The organism is Rhodococcus oryzae (assembly GCF_005049235.1).
GTDB lineage: Bacteria > Actinomycetota > Actinomycetes > Mycobacteriales > Mycobacteriaceae > Rhodococcus_G > Rhodococcus_G oryzae.
The window spans coordinates 266,772-285,130 of the sequence record NZ_SUMD01000001.1 but is presented as its reverse complement, the minus strand read 5'-3'; the positions used below and the strand labels follow the sequence as shown (position 1 = coordinate 285,130).

Here is an 18,359-nt window from a genome sequence, read left to right as displayed (position 1 = left end):
CGCATTGTTGCCGGCGCCCTGGAACTGCCGAGCATCCGCCCCGGCGGCTGCGGATGCCCAGCGGTTGCCGCCTTCATCGGTAAGAAGATCGCGATGCAGGCGGTCGACGTCACGCATGGGCCGCACCGGTGGCGCAGCCGCCGTCGGGCAGGGCGGTGCCCTGGTCGGTGCCGTACCGGTGGCCGTGCCCCGCAGGGGCGTCCAGGGCCGAGAGCAGGTCCACGCTGGTCTGCACGAAACTGACGATCGGCAGCCAGGCCGGGCGCGGTGCGTCGGTCCGGGTCCGGTCCAGCGCAGGCGGGTGCAGCAACAGCCGAGGCGACCATCGCACCACCGGATCGGACGAGTTGGCCAGCACCACCGCCCCCGCGGTGCGAGCGGAGCCCGCGGGTGGGCCCGCGTAGAGGGCGCCGCAGGCCCGCTCGCCCAGTCCCTCGTCCAGGAAGATCGAGCTCGCGCCCACCGCGCCGAGGCTCTGCCCATAGACGTACAGCAGGGGGCGTTCCGCCGCGGGCAGCAGCGAGATCCGGTCGGAGACCGCGGTGAACAGCGCCCGCGCTGACTGCTCGGCCGCATCGCGATCGAACAGGAAGGTCACCCAGCTCGGGGCGCTGGAGTACTGCACGCCCACGAGGGCGACGTCGTGGCCGAAGCGCTGCTCGAGACCCTGCGCGGCGTTGCCGTCGATCCAGCCGGATCCGGTGGGCACGGCCACCACGATGGTGGACTTGGCCAGGCCGCCTGCGCGTTCCAGCTCGCGGACGGCCAGGCGCACCCGGCCGTCCTGATCGGGGGCGCTGTCGATGCCCGCGTAGGTGCGCACGGCACCGGAGGCCGCCCCTGCGGCGACGAACTTGCGCCCCTGGGCGCCGAGCGAGGCCCAGGACGTCAACGAGTCGGGGCTTCCGGAGATCGACGACGAAACCGGTTGCCGCAGTGAGGTGTCGACGGTCGTGTTCGCCGCGTGATACGACTGGGCGCGCGCTTGCCAGAGCGCGGGCCCGGCCCAGAACTGTGTCGCGATCGCGAGCGCGGCGACGACCGCGGCCGACCGCGCCGCGCCGAGTCGACGAACCCCGGCCGCCACCGCCCTCGTCCCGGCCGCCAGGATCAGCGCGATCGCGGCTCCGCCCACGACCACCTGCGCCCAATGTCCGCCGCCGACCGTCGGCACGCCCATCGCGACGCGCAGCGAGTCCTGCCAGTGATCGGCGAGCAGCATCGCCGCGGCAGCGGTCACCGCGCCCGCCAGCAGCACCAGCAGCCGTGCGGAGTCCCGCGACGGCGCGGGATCACCTGTCCTGCGCCGTCGGGGCCGGTGATGCCACGCGTTCGCGAGACCCCAGCCGAGCGCCGCGAGCAGTCCGGTGAGGATCGCCTGGACCACGGCGCTGCGGGGGAGCAGGGAGGGCGCGAGCGAGACCGCGACCGTCGAGGTGACGGCGACGCTGGTGAGCACCCGGGGCAGCGCGACGGCGGCAACGTCGACGGTCGCGGTGGGCCGATCGATCACGGCGGTCATGCGAGCGCCGATCCGGTCGGCGCTACGGCGGCGGTGGTGATGCGCCCGCGCCGACCGGTCGCGGTGACCGCGCCGACGATCAGCACCGCTCCCACCCCACCCGCGAGGGCGTAGCCGGTCATCGACTCGGGTCGAGGTGCGACATATCCCTGCCGCCAGGAGTTCGAGGTCACCGCGGCGCTCGCGATGTTGGCCATCACGTAGCAGGAGGTCCGCGCCGCATCGACGGTGCGCGCGTCGCAGGCGCCGTGCATCCGCCGGTCCAGCTGCGCGTCAAGGCTTTTCCGCGCCCACGGTCCGAGGGCGGCGCCGCGGCGGTCCGCATAGCGCAGCAGGTCGTAGCCGAGATCGTGGGCCTTGCAGGCGGTCTCGAACTCCGCGGGCAGCGTGACCGGAGAGGAACAGTCGCCACCCGGGTTCACGAGCATCCCCGATTCGACGGCCGGGCGGTAGCCCATCGTGGCGACGAAGTCCGCCGGTATCGACGAGGCGGGTGCCTCGTGGTCGGCGGTGGTGAGCGAGGCGATCGCCGCCGCGGTCGGGGTGCTCTCGCGCGGCTGTTCTGCTCCAGCCGGGTCGGCCATCAGGGTGGTCGTCAGGGCGGCCGCCGCGGCCACCGTCAGCGCTGTCCAGGTCGTCTTCCGCATGGAGAAAACGCTAGGAATCCGCAGGACCAGGGCACATCACCCCGCAGCGTGGTTCCCGGGTTCCCGCGTAGGTGGCGTCGATGCGGCGCCCTCATACCCTGGTGCCGCGCCGGTCTCACCCCGCAGTATGAGGACTTTTCGGGCCCCGGTTCCTAGTGTTCTGGATGTGAGTAAGACAAATCGTGCGCTCAAGAAGGTCGCGAACGAGGCCGCGGTGGCGGCCGCGCCGCGCCTCAAGCGGGTGAGCTCGAGTCTGTGGGTGGACATCTTCATCGTGTTCGTCACGGGCGTGCTCTTCGCCATCGCCTGGCCGACGCTGCAGGTGACCCACCATGTGCCGGCCGGGGTGCAGCCGGTCATCGCCGGTCTCGCCGCGTTGCCGCTGTTGCTGATCCGGTCGAATCCCGCTCTCGGCTGGGCGATCTCGGCGGCGGGTGCGCTGGTGATCCCGCTGGTGTTCGATCGCACCGATGACTACGACTTTCCGTGGCAGGTCGTGCACGTCATGGTGATCATGGCGCTGCTCCTCGCCGTCAGCATGCGTTCGCCGCTCGCCGTCGTCGGCGTCTCGTGGATGGCGACCGCGCTGCTGTTCCTCGCGAACGCCCCAGGCCAGGACGGGAGGGGCTGGGCGGTCGGGCTGACCGCGTTGGTGCTGTTCGGGCTGCTGATCCGCTGGCTGGTGCTCTCCCGCCGGCAGCTCGCCCGCCAGGAGGAGGTCACCGAGGTCGAGCGGGCGCGCCGGGCGATCCTCGAGGAGAAGGCGCGCATCGCACGCGACCTGCACGACGTCGTCGCGCACCACATGTCGCTGGTCGTGGTGCAGGCGCAGAGCGCGCCGTACCGGATCGATGACGTCTCGCCCGCGGCGCGGGCGGAGTTCGAATCCATCGGCGCCACCGCCCGCGACGCCCTCAACGAGATCAGGGGCATGCTCGGTGTCCTCCGCAGCGACGGACAGCTCGCCGAGGACGCCCCGATGCCGGGCCTCGACCGGATCGACGAGCTGGTCGAGGGCAGCAGGCGGGCGGGCATGCAGGTGCGAGTGGAGCGGTTCGGGGTGCCCGAGCGGTTGTCCGATTCGGCGGGGCTCACGATGTACCGGATCCTGCAGGAGTCGTTGTCCAACGCGGCCCGGCACGCACCGGGGGCGCCGGTTCGCGTCATCCTCAGCGGCGACGGGGGCCTCGCCACCATGGCGGTGGTCAACGACCCGCCCGTCGGAACCGCTGTGTCGACCGTGGCCGATCATGCCGGGGGGCACGGCATCACCGGCATGCGCGATCGGGCCTCGTCGGTGGGTGGAAGCCTGATCGCGCAACCGCGCCCCGACGGCGGATTCGAGGTGCTGGCGCGGGTGCCCGCGGTGCCGGGGGCGGCGGTGTCGAGCGGCCACGTCGCCCCGGCATAGGGTGATCGGGTGGCGATCACGGTATTCATTGCGGACGATCAGGCGATGGTGCGCCAGGGTTTTGGCGCATTGCTCGGCGCGCAGCCCGACATCAGCGTGGTCGGCGACGCCCCGGACGGGAAGATCGCGGTCGACGAGGTGATGCGCCTTCGCCCGGACGTCGTCCTGATGGACGTGCGGATGCCGAACCTCAACGGGCTGGAGGCGGCACAGCAGATCCTGTCGGTCTCGTTCGACAAGCCGGTGCGGGTGCTGATGCTGACCACATTCGACATCGACGACTACGTCTACGAGGCGCTGCGCGTCGGCGCCAGCGGCTTCATGCTCAAGGACGCCCCCGCCGAGGAGCTCATCCGGGCGGTCCGGGTGGTGGCCGACGGGCAGGCCCTCCTCGCGCCGACCGTGACCCGCAGGCTTATCGCCGACGTCACCAGCAGGCGCGCGCCCGCACGGCGCGAGCCGGCGCAGCTCGCGGCGCTGACTCCCCGTGAACGGGAAGTGTTGGAACTGATCGCCCGCGGGCTGTCGAACGTGGAGATCGCGGAGTCGCTGTTCGTGGCCGAGCAGACCGTCAAGACGCACGTCGGCAAGGTGCTCGGCAAGCTGCACCTGCGGGACCGGGCGCAGGCCGTGGTGCTGGCCTACGAGACGGGCCTGGTCACCCCCGGCTGACCCGTCGGCGTGCCCGAACCGCCGGGCGGGGGCAGTATGCAGTGGGACACTGAGCATCCACCTGCACGCAGAACGGGCGATTGACGATGACGACGATCGGCATTCTCACCAGCGGCGGCGACTGCCCCGGCCTCAACGCGGTGATCCGGGGCGCGGTGCTCAAGGGCTCCGAGGTGCACGGTCAGGAGTTCGTCGGATTCCTCGACGGGTGGCGCGGCCTGGTCGAGGGTGACGCGATGCCCCTGGACCGCAGCCGCGTCCGCGGACTCTCGCACGAGGGCGGGACCATTCTCGGGACCAGCCGCATCGGTCCGTATCAGGGACCGAACGGTGGGGCGGAGAACATCGCCCGCACCATGGAGCGGCTCGGGGTCGATGCCGTGGTGGCCATCGGTGGCGAGGGCACCGCCGCCGCGTCGCAACGCCTGTTCGACGAGGGCATCCGGATCGTCGGGGTCCCGAAGACCATCGACAACGACCTCGACCAGACCGACTACACCTTCGGATTCGACACCGCGGTGGAGATCGCGACCGAGGCGATCGACCGGCTCCGGACGACGGGCAACTCGCACAAGCGGTGCATGGTGCTCGAGGTGATGGGGCGCAACGCCGGATGGATCGCCCTGCACTCGGGGACGGCCGGCGGCGCGCACGCGATCCTGATTCCCGAACAGCCCGAGAGCATCGAGCAGATCTGCTCGTGGGTGAACAGCGTCCGCGAACGCGGCCGGTCGCCGATGGTGGTCGTCGCGGAGGGCTTCACCCTGCCGGACATGACGGCGGCCCATTCGACCAAGGGCATGGACGGCTTCGACCGCCCGCGGCTCGGTGGGATCGCCGAACTGCTGGCACCGATCATCCAGGAGCGCACCGGAATCGAGACCAGGGCTACGGTGTTGGGTTACATCCAGCGGGGCGGCGTCCCGACCGCGTTCGACCGTGTCCTCGCGACCAGGCTCGGTATGGCGGTGACCGATCTGGTGGCGGATGAGGAGTGGGGCCACATGGTGGCGCTGCACGGAACCGAGATCGTGCGGGTGGGTTTCGACGAGGCGCTCGTCGACCACAAGTCCGTACCCGCGCACCGGTATCAGGAGATGCGGGTCATCTTCGGGTGAACCCGGATCAGCGCCGCCCGATCCGCAGCAGCACGAAAACCGTGAGGGTGGCCACGGCCGCGATCGCCGAACTCGTCGCCATCACGGCGTCCAGTCCCTGCGCGGTCGCCCCGCGTGCCAGTTCGGACAGCGCGGGCACCGCAGCGGCGAACTGATCGGGGACGAACTCGATGACCCGTTGTCCGGCACCGGAACTGAGCGCCTCGGTGATCATGCCGGCCTGCTCGTCCGGGACGGAGACGGTCATCGTCCCGACGGTCAGCGCGGCGAGCCCGGCGCCCGCCTCGGCGGCGACCGCGTGCGAGAAGACCGCGCCGAGGCCTGCCACCCCGACCACGATGCCGACCTGGCGGGCGGTGTTGACCGCGCCCGTGGCCATGCCGGCCCGGTCCACCTCGACGAAGGTCAGCGCGGACTGCGAGGCGATCACGGTGACCGCGCCGAGTCCCGCGCCGCCGAGGATCGACCCGGCGATGTAGTGCGTCCACGTGGTGGACGCATCCGCGCCGGTGCACAGCAACAGGCCGGCCGCGACCACCCCCATCGAGACCGGCAGCGACCACCTCGCGGGCAGGCGGTCGTGCAGCACGGCGATCGGCGGGGCGACGACGAGCGCGGACAGGGTGAGCGGCAGGGCCCGCAGGCCCGCCTGGAACGGGTCGTGGCCGAGCGTGTTGATGAAGTACAGCGCCAGGAAATTCGTTGCGGCGACGAGGGTTCCGGCGCCGGCGAATGCCGCGAGCGCGTTCGCCGCGAAGGCGGGCCGGACGACCAGACGCAGGTCCAGCAGCGGGTGAGCGGCACGTAGCTCCCAGGCGATGAAGGCGAGCAGTCCGGCGATCGAGGTGGCGGCGAGGGCGATCACCCGCGCGGACGACCAGCCCCACTCGTTGCCCTCGATGAGCGCCAGCACCCCGGGGAGGAGCGCGAGGGTGAGCAGCCCGGTGCCCGCCCAGTCCGCAGGCGCCGCACTGTCCGCACGGGATTCGGTGACGTACCGGTACGCCAACGCCACCGCGACGATGCCGATGGGGACGTTGATCAGGAAGATCCACTCCCAGCCGATCGCCGTGACGAGGGCACCGCCGACCAGGGGACCGGCGGCGGTCGCCGATGCCATCACGGCGCCGTAGATGCCGATCGCCCTGGCCCGCTTCATCGGATCGGGGAAGGCCGCGGCGACGAGGGGCAGGGAGACGCCGAACAGCAGCGCCGCGCCGACGCCCTGGACCGCGCGCACGATGTTCAGCGTGACGATGTCGCCCGCGAGCGCGCAGCCGAGCGAGGTGAGGGTGAAGATCGCCATGCCCGCGATGTAGAGGCGGCGTCGGCCGAGCCGGTCACCGAGGGTCGCCGCGGTCAGCAGGAGCGCCGCGACCGGCAGCGTATACGCGTCGACCACCCACTGCAGTCCGCTGAGGGAGGCGTCGAGCGCGGACTGGATGTTGGCCAGCGCGGCCGCGACGATCGTCATGTCCAGCATCAGCATGAACATCCCGATGCAGACCGTGATCAGCGTGGCGGTCGGGTGGGCGGCGGTCGACGCGGCGGTGGCCTCCGCTCGCGACTGCTTGCAGGTCGCTCGAGGCAGCCGGTCGGAAATGTCGGTGAGCGAGCCGGTACCGGCCATCGGTCCTCCTGTGCGGACGCGCCGTGCCGGATCGGGTAGCGCTACGGGTGTAAATTAACAGGCGTAGCCCTACGGGTGTCAATGCGGTGCGCCCGGCCCCGGACGGCCGAGCGCCCGCGACTAAGGTGGCTCGCGTGATCTCGACGAGGAAGAAGGCCCAGCGCACGCCGTCCAGGCGGGGCGCGGGCGAGTCGCTGCGAACGGACATCCTCGCGGCCGCCGCGGAGATGCTCGGCGAGACCGGCGATGTCGACGCGGTGTCGCTGCGCGGCGTCGCCAGGCGCGTCGGCGTCACACCGACCTCCATCTATCTGCATTTCGCCGATCGCGAGGAGCTCCACCTCGCGGTGAAGCAGCTCCGGTTCGAGGAGTTCGCCGCCGTGCTGCAGGCGGCCGCCGAGGAGGCGGGGGAGGACCCGGGCGCCCGGCTGCGGGCGATGGGGCACGCCTACGTCGGCTACGGGCTTGCCAATCCCGGTCACTATCGGGTGCTGTTCGTCTCCAACCTGCGCCATCAGGCCGGCGAGCGGCTGGCCGACTCACACGCGCACCGCGCGATCCTGCTCCTCACCGAGGAGGTCGGGCGATACCTGGACCTTCCTGCGGACGCGAAGGAGACGGTGATGCTCGGGATGCACGTGTGGAGCGCGACGCACGGCATGGTGGCGCTGCGACTCAACAAGGCCCGCGAACCCTGGCCGGATGTGCACGAGCAGATCGACAACCTGGCCGACCTGCTGCTGCCGAAGCGGGGCGCATAAACTCGTGACCATGACTGCAGCCGGCCGGGTGGCGACAAGTACTGACCTTCTCGATTACGACGAGGTGCTCGCCCGCTTCGAGCCCGTCATGGGCATGGAGGTACACGTCGAGCTGCACACCGCGACGAAGATGTTCTGCCCGTGCCCCACGGCCTTCGGCGCCGAGCCCAACACCCAGGTGTGCCCGGTCTGCCTGGGCCTGCCGGGCTCGCTGCCGGTGGTCAACCAGTCGGCGGTCGAGTCCGCCATCCGCATCGGTCTTGCACTGAACTGCTCGATCACCCCGTGGGGCCGCTTCGCCAGGAAGAACTACTTCTACCCGGATCAGCCGAAGAACTACCAGATCTCGCAGTACGACGAGCCGATCGCCACCGAGGGCTACCTCGACGTGGTGCTCGACGACGGCACCACCTGGCGGGTCGAGATCGAGCGCGCGCACATGGAGGAGGACACCGGTAAGTCGCTGCACGTCGGCGGCGCCACCGGCCGGATCCACGGCGCCAGCCACTCGCTGCTCGACTACAACCGCGCAGGCGTCCCGCTGGTGGAGATCGTCACCAAGACCATCTCCGGTGCGGGCGAGCGCGCCCCCGAGGTCGCCCGCGCGTACGTCACCGCGCTGCGTGATCTGCTCAAGTCGCTCGACGTGTCCGACGTCCGGATGGATCAGGGATCGATGCGGTGCGACGCCAACATCTCGCTGATGCCGATCGGCGCCAAGGAGTTCGGCACCCGCACCGAGACCAAGAACGTCAACTCCCTCAAGAGCGTCGAGGTGGCCGTCCGCTACGAGATGCGCCGCCAGGCCGCCGTGCTCAGCTCGGGCGGTGAGGTCATCCAGGAGACCCGCCACTTCCAGGAGGCCGACGGCACCACCTCCGCCGGGCGCCGCAAGGAGACCGCGGAGGACTACCGGTACTTCCCGGAGCCGGACCTCGAGCCCGTCGCCCCGAGCGCCGAGTGGGTCGAGGAGCTGCGCGGCACGCTGCCCGAGCTGCCGTGGATCCGCCGCGCCCGCATCCAGGCGGACTGGGGCGTCTCCGACGAGGAGATGCGCGACCTGGTGAACTCCGGTGCGCTGGAACTGGTCATCGCCACCACCGAGGCGGGCGCGCCCGCCGATGCGGCGCGGTCCTGGTGGGTGGCGTACCTCTCGCAGCAGGCCAACACCCGCGGCGTGACGCTCGCCGAGCTGCCGATCACCCCGGCGCAGCTGGCGCGGGTCATCGCGCTCGTCGCCGACGGCACGCTGGCGAACAAGCAGGCGCGGCAGGCCGTCGACGGTGTGCTCGCAGGCGAGGGCGAGCCGGACGAGGTCGTGGCCAAGCGGGAGCTCGCCGTGATGCGCGACGACTCGGCGCTGCAGGCCGCGGTCGACGCCGCGCTCGCCGCGAACCCGGACATCGCCGAGAAGATCCGCGCGGGCAAGGTCGCGGCGGCGGGCAAGATCGTCGGCGACGTCATGAAGGCAACCCGGGGCCAGGCCGACCCCGCACAGGTCAAGGACATGGTCATCGCGGCCTGCTCCTGAGCCGACACACGGCGTGAGGGTCCTGTCGTCGATGGTGGTGCTCGTCTAGCAGAATCAGGCGGGTGCCCTCAGTCTCCGCTTCGTTCTTCTGGATAGCGCTCTGCGCCGTCATCGCTCCGCTGGTCGCTGGGCTGGTGCCCCGCAAGCTGGTGCCGGAGGTCGTGCTGCTGCTGATCGCGGGCGTCATCGTCGGGCCGCACGTTCTCGACCTCGCCGTCATGGGCAGCGAGATCGACCTGCTCCGCGAGCTCGGCCTCGGCATGCTGTTCCTGCTCGCGGGCTACGAGATCAACACCAGTGAGCTGACCGGTCGCGGCGGGCGTCGGGCGCTGATCACCTGGCTGTCCTGCCTGGTGCTGGCCTTCGTGGTGGTCGGGTTGCTCGGCCTCACCGGCGCGATCAACGCGGAGATCGCGGTGGCCATCGCCCTGACCTCCACGGCGCTCGGCACACTGCTGCCGATCCTCAAGGACAGCGGCATGCTCGGAACCCGCTTGGGCCGAACGGTTCTCAATCATGGCGCCTTCGGTGAGCTCGGACCGGTGATCGCGATGGCGATCCTGCTGAGCTCGCGTAGTGCGGGGGCGTCGCTTGTCGTGCTGGCGGCGTTCGCGGCGGCGGCGGTCGGGGTCGCGTTCATCCCGGCGGGCCTGCGCCGCGAGGGCTCGAAGCTGGCCTCGATCATCCGGCTCGGCTCCGAGACCACCGCGCAGACCACCGTGCGGCTGACGATCCTGCTGCTGGTCACGCTGATCGCGGTCGCGACGATCTTCGATCTCGACATCATCCTTGGCGCCTTCGCCGCGGGCTTCATCCTGCGCCGCGCGATGCCGTCGGGCGACGAGAAGCTGGAGGCGAAGCTGGACGGGCTGGCCTTCGGTCTGCTCATCCCGATCTTCTTCGTCACCTCGGGCATGGCGATCGACGTCAAGGCCGTGGCCGCCGCGCCGGGCGTACTGCTCGCGTTCCTGGTGCTGATCCTGCTGGTGCGCGGGCTGCCGGTGTTCTTCGCCGAACGCTTCGACCGGGGTCCGGAACTCAAGGATCCGCAGCCGACCGTGCGCGAGCGGGGGCAGGTGGCGCTCTACGCCGCCACCGGTCTACCGCTGATCGTCGCGGTGACGGAGGTCGCGGTGAACGCCGGGCAGATGACCGAGTCGAACGCCTCGATCCTGGTCGCCGCGGGCGCGATCACCGTGCTGGTGTTGCCGCTGTCCGCCTCGCTGCTCGCGCCGAAGGCGCCGAAGAAGGTTCCGGCCCCCACCGCCCGCTAGCGCCGAGTGTGCACTAGCCGTCGGGTGTTCTCGGCCGATGCCCCGGGAGGTGCACACTCGACGGTCAGTCGAAGCCGCCGCCGCCCTGCGGTGCGGGGATCTTGACCACCCGGTCGTCGGTCGGGCCGCCGGGTTGGCCGTCGGCCTTGTTGACGGTCGATACCCAGATCGTGTTCTCGGCGCCGAGCGCGGCCGCACCGAGTCGGCCGTACCGGTCCTGGGCGATCAGTGACGGCGCCGCGGTCACGGCTCCGGTCTGCGGATCGGTGTCGAGCAGCGCGAGTGCCCGGCCCGCGGTCAGCGCGATGGCGACCGAACCGCCGCCCGCCGTGCAGCCCGCGACACCGGGCTTGTCCGGCCAGGTCCACACCGGGACGCCTGCGGCGCCGTTCGGCGCGACCTTCTGCAGTCGGTCCTCGAGCGGGGTTCGGTCGGTCACCCAGATGTTCTGGTCGGTCGGGTCCACGCAGACATCGCCCGCGCCGCCGATGCCCGACAGCGCGACCTGGGGGAACGGCTGTGACCCGGGAGGTCCGGGGGTCAGCGCGGTCACCCGGAGCAGCTTTCCTGCCAGCGATCCGGGATCGGTTGCGGCGGAGGCGTTCCCGGCGTCACCGGTGAGCACCAGTAGTTCGTTGGGACCCGCGAAGGTCAGGGCTCCGGTATTGCCGACGGATCCGCGCGGGATGCCGGTCAGGACGTCCTTGGGCACATCGCCCGGAGCGACCCGCACCACCCGGTTGTCCCCTGGCGTGGAGACATAGGCGTACACCAGGTTGTCCTCGACGAAGGTCGGCGACAGCGCGACATCGAGCAGTCCGCCGTCGGAGGAGCCGTCCACGTCGAGTCGGGCGAACTCCTCGGTGGGCTTGCCCGGGGTGACGCGGAGGATACGGCCGGTGCGGCGCTCGGTCACCAGTGCCGAATCACCGCCGGGCAGCATCGCCATGCCGCCGGTGGTGTCGAGGCAGGTCACCACGACGGCGGGGTCCGGGTCGATGCAGGGCGCCGGTTCGACGGTCGGGAGGGGCTCGCGGGGGCTGGTCGGGGGCGTGCCGGGCGGTCGGGGCCGGACCTCTCCGCCTGCGTCGAACGTCGGCGCGGGGGTGAACGGGCTCGTCGCCGAGTCGTCGAACCGGGCACAGCCCGCCACCGCGACGACGATGGACACGGCCGCCAACACCCTGACCCGACTTGCTCCCATGACTGCAAACGGTACGGAATCCGGTGCGGGCGGCGCCACGGCGGCCCGGTGCGGCGCGCCGGACCGCGTATCCGCCGCTCGCCTTTACGCTGTCCATCGTGACAGCGAAGCAGCAAGGGGACCCGGACCGTGACGGCACCGAGCGCACCGCCTCCAGTCCGTTCGACCTGCCGACGGAGCAACTTCCCACCTCCTCCGGCGGTGCGCTGCCCGTATCGGACGACGACCTCGGGCTGATGCCCACCGAGCAGATCCCGACCTACCGCGGCAGTTCGGTCGACGAGGTGTACCCCACCGACGAGGTGTATCCCACCGAGGAACTGCGGTTCGCCGATCCGTCCGAGCCCGCCGTCGTGTCTGCCTTCACCTCGCCCGTCCAGCAGGCGATGCCGGAGACGATCGTGCCGGAGACGCCGTCCGGGCGGGGCACGCTCGACCTCGGCCTGCTCGTCCTTCGTGTCGGGCTCGGGACGGTCGCGCTGTTCCACGGGCTGCAGAAACTGTTCGGCTGGTGGAACGGCCCCGGACTCGACGGCTTCGAGACGACACTGTTCGACGCCGGCTTCGAGCAGGCTCGACTGCTCTCGATCCTCACCGCGGTCGGTGAGGTCGCGGCAGGCGCCCTCCTGATCATCGGTCTGGTGACGCCGCTGGCCGGCGCCGCGGTGCTCGCGGTGCTGATCAACGCGTGGTGCGTTCGCCAGGTCGCGGAGCCGGGACTGCAGTTCTTCGCGCCGTCAGGCGTCGAGCACGAGACGATGCTGGTCGCCGCGGCCGTCGCGGTGGTGTTGACCGGCCCCGGCCGGTTCTCGGTGGACGGAGGCCGGAAGTGGGCCACCAGGCCGCACATCGGTTCCTTCGTCGCACTCATCGTCGGCGTCGCGGCAGGCGTCTGCCTATGGATCTTCTTCAACGGGGCGAACCCCCTGATCTGAGTGATCAGGGGGTTCGCGATCGGGTCGGTCAGGCGGTGACCGTCTCCAGCTGCTCCTCCGGGGGCTGCGTTGCCTGGGCGGCGAGCCGCTGGCCGAGCACCGACTTGCGCTTGCCGTAGGCGAAGTAGATCACCACACCGATCGCCATCCAGACCAGGAACCGGATCCAGGTCTCCACGGACAGGTTCAGCATCAGCCACCCGCAGGCCAGTACCGCGAGGATCGGCACGAAGGGAACCAGCGGGACCCTGAATCCGCGCGGCAGGTCGGGTCGCGTCTTGCGCAGCACGATGACGCCGATGCAGACCAGGACGAAGGCGAACAGGGTGCCGATGTTGACCATCTCCTCGAGGGTCCCCATCGGGAAGAAGGCCGCGAGCAGCGCGACGATCACGCCGACGACGACGGTGATCCGCACCGGGGTGCCCTTGGTTCCGGTCTTCGCGAGTCCGCGCGGCATCAGCCCGTCCCGCGACATCGCGAACAGCACCCGGGTCTGGCCGAGCATCATGACCATGACGACGGTCGTCAGTCCGGCGAGACCGCCGAAGTTGATCACCCACTGGGCCCAGGTGATCCCGTGCGCCTCGAATGCGGTTGCGAGGGTGGCGCTGCTGTCGCCGACGAGCGGGCTGCCTGTCTTCAGGTCGGTGTACTTGACCATGCCGGTCAGAACCAGAGTCACCGCGACGTACAGGACGGTGACGATGGCGAGCGAACCGAGAATGCCGCGGGGGAGCGCCTTCTGCGGGTTCTTGGTTTCCTCGGCGGTAGTGGCCACGACGTCGAACCCGATGAACGCGAAGAACACGAGGCTGGCCGCGGCGAGCAGGCCGTACCAGCCGTAGCTGCTGCCGTCGGCGCCGGTGAGGAACGAGAACAGGGTCTGGTGGACGCCGCTGGCCGTGCTGGCCGCGCCCTCGGCGGGCGGGATGTACGGCGAGTAGTTGTCCTTGTTGATGTAGAACGCGCCGACCACGATGACGAGCAGGACCACTGCGATCTTGATGGCGGTGATGATGGCCGACACCCGCGAGGACACCTTGGTTCCGATTGCGAGCACGGTGGTGATCGCGCCGATGATCAGCAGGGCACCCCAGTCGAAGTCGATCGGGCCGAGATGCGCGGTGGTCGAACCGCTGGCTCCGAGCACGTTCCCCAGATACAGCGACCAGCCCTTGGCGACCACCGCCGACGAGAGCGCGAACTCGAGGATGAGGTCCCATCCGATGATCCAGGCGACGAACTCGCCGAACGTCGCATAGGAGAAGGTGTACGCGCTGCCTGCGACCGGGACGGTGGAGGCGAACTCGGCATAACAGAGGGCTGCGAGCCCGCACGCGATGGCGGCGAGGACGAAGGCGAGTGAGATGGACGGCCCGGCTACGTTTCCGGCCGTCCTCGCGGTGAGGGTGAAGATGCCCGCCCCGATGACCACGGCGACGCCGAAGACGGTCAGGTCCCAGGCGGTCAGCTCTTTGCGTAGGCGGGTACCGGGTTCATCGGTATCTGATATCGACTGTTCGACGGACTTGGTGCGCCAAATACCGACTCCGGGCATGGATGGGCTCCTTGGTTGACTCCCGATGACCTTGTGGGTCGCCGGGTGGGGGCTGTGCTTGACCGGATGTGATCTGTGTCTCATCGGCGTGAAGAGAGAACCACCTGTGAACTCGATGCGCAACACCCGGTCGCTCGATGGTGCATCGTGCTCAGTTGCGCGCCGAATCGTTCGGGTGAATTGCGCGATGTGCACACCTGGGTTGGGCCGTTTCGCCGATTCTGCTGTCTTGGCTCGTGATCGCGACCCCGGCGTCGCCGTGCGCGGGACGCGCAACGGCTTGACATCCGTGTGACGCGCCTTACAGTTCATGCCGGGCAGGTACTCCGCCCGTCGCGGCCACAAGTGCCGTAACTCTCTGTCCCGCAATGGATCAGCCCCACAAGGGTGTCATCTGTCGTGGGCTGACCTCAGGAGCAGTAGTGAGCGCCATCAATTCCCTGGCCGAGCAGGACTTCGAGCAGCTGTCGATCCAGCGCGTGGAGAACGGTCTCGCCAGCATCATCGCCGTCCACGACACCACCCTCGGGCCCGCGCTCGGGGGAGTCCGGATCCGCCAGTACGAATCCGACGATGCGGCCGCGGCGGACGCGATGCGCCTCGCGCGCGCGATGACCTACAAGGCGGCGCTCGCCGGCCTGGCACTCGGCGGCGGAAAGAGCGTGATCAACGCCGATCCCCGCAGTCAGAAGACGCGCGCGCTCCTGGAGGCGCACGGCAGGCACATCGGGCTGCTCGGTGGCCGCTACATCCCCGGCGCCGACATGGGCACCGGACCCGCGGACCTGAAGGTGATCGCCGAGCACGCCCCCCGGGTCTCGAGCGACGGACGCGATCCCTCGCCGTACACGGCCAGGGGAGTGGTCGCCTCGATCTCGGCGGTCGCCGACCATCTGGGGCGTGACGGCGTCGAGGGGTTGCGGGTTGCCGTGCAGGGTGCCGGCAATGTCGGCCTCGGGATCGTCGAGCTCCTCTCCGCTGCCGGGGCCACGGTGCTGGTGGCCGACCCCGATCCGGAGCGGGTGCGACTCGCGGTGGAAGGTTTTGGTGCGCAGGCGATTTCGCTGGACGAGATCCTGCAGACCGACGTCGATGTGGTGTGCCCCGCGGGCCCGGGTCTGGTGATCGACGAGCGTGCGGTCGACCGGCTCAAGGCGGTGGCGCTGGTCGGTGCGGCGAACAACATGCTCGCCTCTCCGGCAGCAGGCGACGCGCTCACGGCCCGCGGCATCGTGCACGTCCCGGATTTCGTGTCGAACGCGGGCGGCCTGATCTCCTGCGACGCCGAGGTGAACGGGCTGACGGACTTCGTCGGCAAGGTGGACCGCATCGCGGATGTGGTGATGGAGATCCTCGACCGGGCCCGGGTAACCGGGGTGGACACCTCGACCGCCGCGATCGAGCTGGCAGAGCGACGGATCGCGGAGGTTCGCGCGGCCTGAGCCCGAGCTTGAGCGGGAGCATCCCGCCGATACGACAGCGCCCCTGCGGTTCCGGGAATTCCCGGCACCGCAGGGGCGCTGTCTGTGAACGGTGGGGACTACGGGACGTAGCGAACGGCACCCTTGTCCGCGGAGGTCGCCAGCGCCGCGTAGGCGCGCAGCGCGGTGGTGACGGTGCGCTGGCGGTCGACCGGCTGCCACGGACGCTCGGACGCCTCCATCTTGGCGCGGCGCTCGGCGAGCACGGCGTCGTCGACGAGGATCTCGAGGGTCCGGGTCGCGACGTCGATGCGGACCTGGTCGCCGTTCTCCACCAGGCCGATCACGCCGCCCGCCGCGGCCTCCGGGGAGATGTGACCGATGGACAGGCCGGAGGTGCCGCCGGAGAAGCGGCCGTCGGTGATGAGCGCGCACTCCTTGCCTAGGCCCGCACCCTTGAGGAATGCGGTGGGGTGCAGCATTTCCTGCATGCCCGGTCCGCCCTTGGGGCCCTCGTAGCGGACCACGAGGACGTCGCCGGACTTGATCTTCTTCTGCAGGATCACCGAGACGGCCTCTTCCTGCGATTCGACGACGAGCGCGGGACCCTGGAAGGAGAACAGCTCCTCGTCGATGCCCGCGGTCTTGAGGATGGCGCCGTCCAGCGCGATGTTGCCGCGCAGCACGACGAGTCCGCCCTCGACGGTGTACGCGTGCTCCTTGTCCCGGATGCACCCGCCGGCGGCGTCGGTGTCGAGCGCGCTCCAGCGGTTGGAGGTGGAGAACGGCTCGGTGGTGCGGACCCCGCCGGGTGCGGCGTGGAAGAGCTCGATCGCCTCGTCGGTTGCCTTGCCGGAGCGGATGTCCCAGTCGTCGAGCCACTGGTCGAAGCTCTTGGTGTGGACCGTGGAGACATCGGTCTCGAGCAGGTTCGCGCGACGCAGCTCGCCGAGCAGCGCGGGGATTCCGCCCGCCCGGTGCACGTCCTCCATGTGGTAGTCGGAGTTGGGCGAGACCTTCGACAGGCACGGCACCAGGCGGCTGATCTCGTCGATGGTGTCGAGGTCGAAGTCGACCTCACCCTCCTGGGCGGCGGCGAGGGTGTGCAGGACCGTGTTGGTCGAGCCGCCCATCGCGACGTCGAGGGCCATCGCGTTGCGGAACGCCTTGGGGGTGGCGATGTTCCGGGGGAGCACCGACTCGTCCTCGTCGCGGTAGTACTTGAGCGCGGCCTCGACGACCGTGGTGCCCGCGCGGGAGAACAGCGCGCGGCGGGCCTCGTGGGTGGCCAGGGTGGAGCCGTTGCCGGGCAGCGCAAGGCCGAGTGCCTCGGTGAGGCAGTTCATCGAGTTCGCCGTGAACATGCCGGAGCATGAACCGCAGGTCGGGCAGGCGCTGCGCTCGACCTCGTCGAGGCCTTCCTCGGACACCGCGTCGTTCGCGGATGCCGAGATGGCCGTGATCAGGTCGGTGGGGGCCTGTGCGACGCCGCCGACGACGACGGCCTTGCCTGCCTCCATCGGACCGCCCGAGACGAAGACGGTCGGGATGTTCAGGCGCATCGCGGCGTTGAGCATGCCGGGGGTGATCTTGTCGCAGTTGGAGATGCAGACGAGGGCGTCGGCGGTGTGCGCGTTCGCCATGTACTCGACCGAGTCGGCGATGATCTCGCGGCTGGGCAGCGAGTAGAGCATGCCGCCGTGGCCCATCGCGATTCCGTCGTCGACCGCGATGGTGTGGAATTCGCGGGGAACGCCGCCCGCGGCGCGCACGGCCTCGGCCACGATCTCGCCGACGTCCTTGAGGTGCACGTGCCCGGGGACGAACTGGGTGTACGAGTTCGCGATCGCGACGATCGGCTTGCCGAAATCGGAGTCTGTCATTCCGGTGGCGCGCCACAGGGCGCGGGCTCCGGCGGCATTGCGTCCGACGGTGGTGGTGCGTGACCTCAACGGGGGCATAGGACTGTCCTTAATCGTCGAACTGCGAACGTTGCCGTGACTCGAGCGGCTCCGGCGGGCTGGGCCGGTGGGCGGGTCTTCGGCATGGGTTGGTGCCGTCGGCGCCCGGGCGTCGAGTGTCCGTAGCAACGCTACTCGCGGGCTATTTCGTTCCCGGATCCGACTCCGTGCCGGACTCGGTCTCGTCTTTCTCGGCCGCGGCCCTCTCGGCCGCGGCCCTCTCGGCCGCGGCCTTCTCGCGGGCCGCACGATCCGCGGCCGCGTAGGGGTCGGTGACCCGGCCGCCGCTGGCCGCCGCGATCTGGGGGAGCCGACCGAAGGTGACCACGGGCAGGCTCACCTCGCGGCCGTCGGTCAGGTCGGCGCGCGCCCATCCCCGCTTGGGGAAGCGGAAGCCCTTGATCTGGCTCCACTCGATGGTCTCGGTGGAGAACATCCGGCGCAGGCGCAGTCCCTCGGCGGTGACCGTGGTCCGTACCCGCAGCATCCACCAGGCGACCGCGACGGGGATCAGCAGCAGGATCAAAAGGGGGACCGGCTTGGTGAGCACGACCGGGCTCAGGCAGATCGCCAGCAGGCCAACCGCGAGGAGTCCGAGCTTCGAGATGTGTATGGACTGCTCGATCGGTTCGGCGGTGTGCGAGGATGAGTTCGGTGGCACGGGCTGCGATGAGGATGACACCGCACCATCCTTGCATTGCGGTCAGCGCT

Annotated in this window: 15 protein-coding genes; 8 read left to right on the top strand and 7 right to left on the bottom strand. The window is 70.2% G+C overall.

Annotation, left to right across the window (positions count from 1 at the left end; translation table 11 throughout):
- Nucleotides 1-109: 109 nt before the first annotated feature.
- Together FCG67_RS01260 and FCG67_RS01255 are read right to left on the bottom strand one after the other, a co-directional pair.
- Complete coding sequence (locus FCG67_RS01260) at nucleotides 110-1,522, bottom strand: alpha/beta-hydrolase family protein (protein WP_136906433.1); 1,413 nt, start codon at nucleotides 1,520-1,522, stop codon at nucleotides 110-112.
- Nucleotides 1,519-2,169: a hypothetical protein gene (locus FCG67_RS01255; protein WP_246044718.1), complete on the bottom strand. Its 651-nt coding sequence runs from the start codon at nucleotides 2,167-2,169 to the stop codon at nucleotides 1,519-1,521. The genes FCG67_RS01260 and FCG67_RS01255 overlap by 4 nt, the downstream gene beginning before the upstream one ends.
- 166 nt (nucleotides 2,170-2,335) lie before the next feature.
- Here FCG67_RS01255 and FCG67_RS01250 point away from each other — a divergent pair, with 166 nt between their 5' ends.
- The 3 genes from FCG67_RS01250 to FCG67_RS01240 all read left to right on the top strand — a co-directional run bounded on the left by FCG67_RS01250 (nucleotide 2,336) and on the right by FCG67_RS01240 (nucleotide 5,370).
- Nucleotides 2,336-3,580 carry a sensor histidine kinase gene (locus tag FCG67_RS01250; RefSeq protein ID WP_425467776.1) on the top strand — a complete coding sequence of 415 codons (1,245 nt, stop codon included), beginning with the start codon at nucleotides 2,336-2,338 and terminating at the stop codon, nucleotides 3,578-3,580.
- Between the two features lie 9 nt (nucleotides 3,581-3,589).
- A complete protein-coding gene (locus FCG67_RS01245; RefSeq protein WP_097213578.1) occupies nucleotides 3,590-4,252 on the top strand; it encodes a response regulator in 663 nt (220 codons plus the stop codon).
- A gap of 86 nt (nucleotides 4,253-4,338) precedes the next feature.
- Entirely contained in the window at nucleotides 4,339-5,370 is a 1,032-nt protein-coding gene (locus FCG67_RS01240) for a 6-phosphofructokinase (RefSeq protein WP_136906429.1), read from the top strand.
- 7 nt (nucleotides 5,371-5,377) lie between these two features.
- Here FCG67_RS01240 and FCG67_RS01235 read toward each other — a convergent pair whose 3' ends face one another.
- Nucleotides 5,378-7,000 (bottom strand): MFS transporter, encoded by a 1,623-nt coding sequence (locus tag FCG67_RS01235; protein ID WP_136906427.1) that lies wholly within the window; start codon nucleotides 6,998-7,000, stop codon nucleotides 5,378-5,380.
- A gap of 134 nt (nucleotides 7,001-7,134) precedes the next feature.
- On the opposite strand from FCG67_RS01235, the gene FCG67_RS01230 reads away from it, so the two are divergent.
- From FCG67_RS01230 to FCG67_RS01220, 3 genes are all read left to right on the top strand, one after another.
- Nucleotides 7,135-7,761 (top strand): TetR/AcrR family transcriptional regulator, encoded by a 627-nt coding sequence (locus FCG67_RS01230; protein WP_136906425.1) that lies wholly within the window; start codon nucleotides 7,135-7,137, stop codon nucleotides 7,759-7,761.
- 10 nt (nucleotides 7,762-7,771) lie between these two features.
- Nucleotides 7,772-9,292, top strand: a complete 1,521-nt coding sequence (gene gatB, locus FCG67_RS01225; RefSeq protein ID WP_136906423.1) for an Asp-tRNA(Asn)/Glu-tRNA(Gln) amidotransferase subunit GatB — start codon at nucleotides 7,772-7,774, stop codon at nucleotides 9,290-9,292.
- A gap of 62 nt (nucleotides 9,293-9,354) precedes the next feature.
- On the top strand, nucleotides 9,355-10,566 hold the full coding sequence (locus FCG67_RS01220; RefSeq protein WP_136906421.1) for a cation:proton antiporter: 1,212 nt from the start codon (nucleotides 9,355-9,357) through the stop codon (nucleotides 10,564-10,566).
- A gap of 64 nt (nucleotides 10,567-10,630) precedes the next feature.
- Here the strand turns inward: FCG67_RS01220 and FCG67_RS01215 are convergent, their stop codons facing one another.
- Nucleotides 10,631-11,770: a PQQ-dependent sugar dehydrogenase gene (locus FCG67_RS01215; protein WP_136906419.1), complete on the bottom strand. Its 1,140-nt coding sequence runs from the start codon at nucleotides 11,768-11,770 to the stop codon at nucleotides 10,631-10,633.
- 98 nt (nucleotides 11,771-11,868) lie between these two features.
- Here FCG67_RS01215 and FCG67_RS01210 point away from each other — a divergent pair, with 98 nt between their 5' ends.
- Nucleotides 11,869-12,705: a DoxX family protein gene (locus tag FCG67_RS01210; protein WP_246044717.1), complete on the top strand. Its 837-nt coding sequence runs from the start codon at nucleotides 11,869-11,871 to the stop codon at nucleotides 12,703-12,705.
- 28 nt (nucleotides 12,706-12,733) lie between these two features.
- Here FCG67_RS01210 and FCG67_RS01205 read toward each other — a convergent pair whose 3' ends face one another.
- Complete coding sequence (locus tag FCG67_RS01205; protein WP_136906417.1) at nucleotides 12,734-14,266, bottom strand: amino acid permease; 1,533 nt, start codon at nucleotides 14,264-14,266, stop codon at nucleotides 12,734-12,736.
- Nucleotides 14,267-14,688: 422 nt separating this feature from the next.
- On the opposite strand from FCG67_RS01205, the gene FCG67_RS01200 reads away from it, so the two are divergent.
- The gene (locus FCG67_RS01200) at nucleotides 14,689-15,708 is read left to right on the top strand and encodes a Glu/Leu/Phe/Val dehydrogenase family protein (protein ID WP_246044715.1); all 1,020 of its coding nucleotides are present in this window, start codon (nucleotides 14,689-14,691) and stop codon (nucleotides 15,706-15,708) included.
- Between the two features lie 98 nt (nucleotides 15,709-15,806).
- Here FCG67_RS01200 and ilvD read toward each other — a convergent pair whose 3' ends face one another.
- Entirely contained in the window at nucleotides 15,807-17,648 is a 1,842-nt protein-coding gene (gene ilvD, locus FCG67_RS01195) for a dihydroxy-acid dehydratase (protein WP_097213571.1), read from the bottom strand.
- Between the two features lie 142 nt (nucleotides 17,649-17,790).
- Nucleotides 17,791-18,330, bottom strand: a complete 540-nt coding sequence (locus tag FCG67_RS25130; protein ID WP_211243082.1) for a PH domain-containing protein — start codon at nucleotides 18,328-18,330, stop codon at nucleotides 17,791-17,793.
- Nucleotides 18,331-18,359: the final 29 nt, after the last annotated feature.

What these genes read in the sequence shown, in the direction of transcription:
- ilvD (WP_097213571.1), bottom strand. Translation starts at nt 17,648, where the DNA reads ATGCCCCCGTTGAGGTCACGCACCACCACCGTCGGACGCAATGCCGCC.
- FCG67_RS01255 (WP_246044718.1), bottom strand. Translation starts at nt 2,169, where the DNA reads ATGCGGAAGACGACCTGGACAGCGCTGACGGTGGCCGCGGCGGCCGCC.
- FCG67_RS01235 (WP_136906427.1), bottom strand. Translation starts at nt 7,000, where the DNA reads ATGGCCGGTACCGGCTCGCTCACCGACATTTCCGACCGGCTGCCTCGA.
- FCG67_RS01260 (WP_136906433.1), bottom strand. Translation starts at nt 1,522, where the DNA reads ATGACCGCCGTGATCGATCGGCCCACCGCGACCGTCGACGTTGCCGCC.
- FCG67_RS01215 (WP_136906419.1), bottom strand. Translation starts at nt 11,770, where the DNA reads ATGGGAGCAAGTCGGGTCAGGGTGTTGGCGGCCGTGTCCATCGTCGTC.
- FCG67_RS01205 (WP_136906417.1), bottom strand. Translation starts at nt 14,266, where the DNA reads ATGCCCGGAGTCGGTATTTGGCGCACCAAGTCCGTCGAACAGTCGATA.
- FCG67_RS01240 (WP_136906429.1), top strand. Translation starts at nt 4,339, where the DNA reads ATGACGACGATCGGCATTCTCACCAGCGGCGGCGACTGCCCCGGCCTC.
- gatB (WP_136906423.1), top strand. Translation starts at nt 7,772, where the DNA reads ATGACTGCAGCCGGCCGGGTGGCGACAAGTACTGACCTTCTCGATTAC.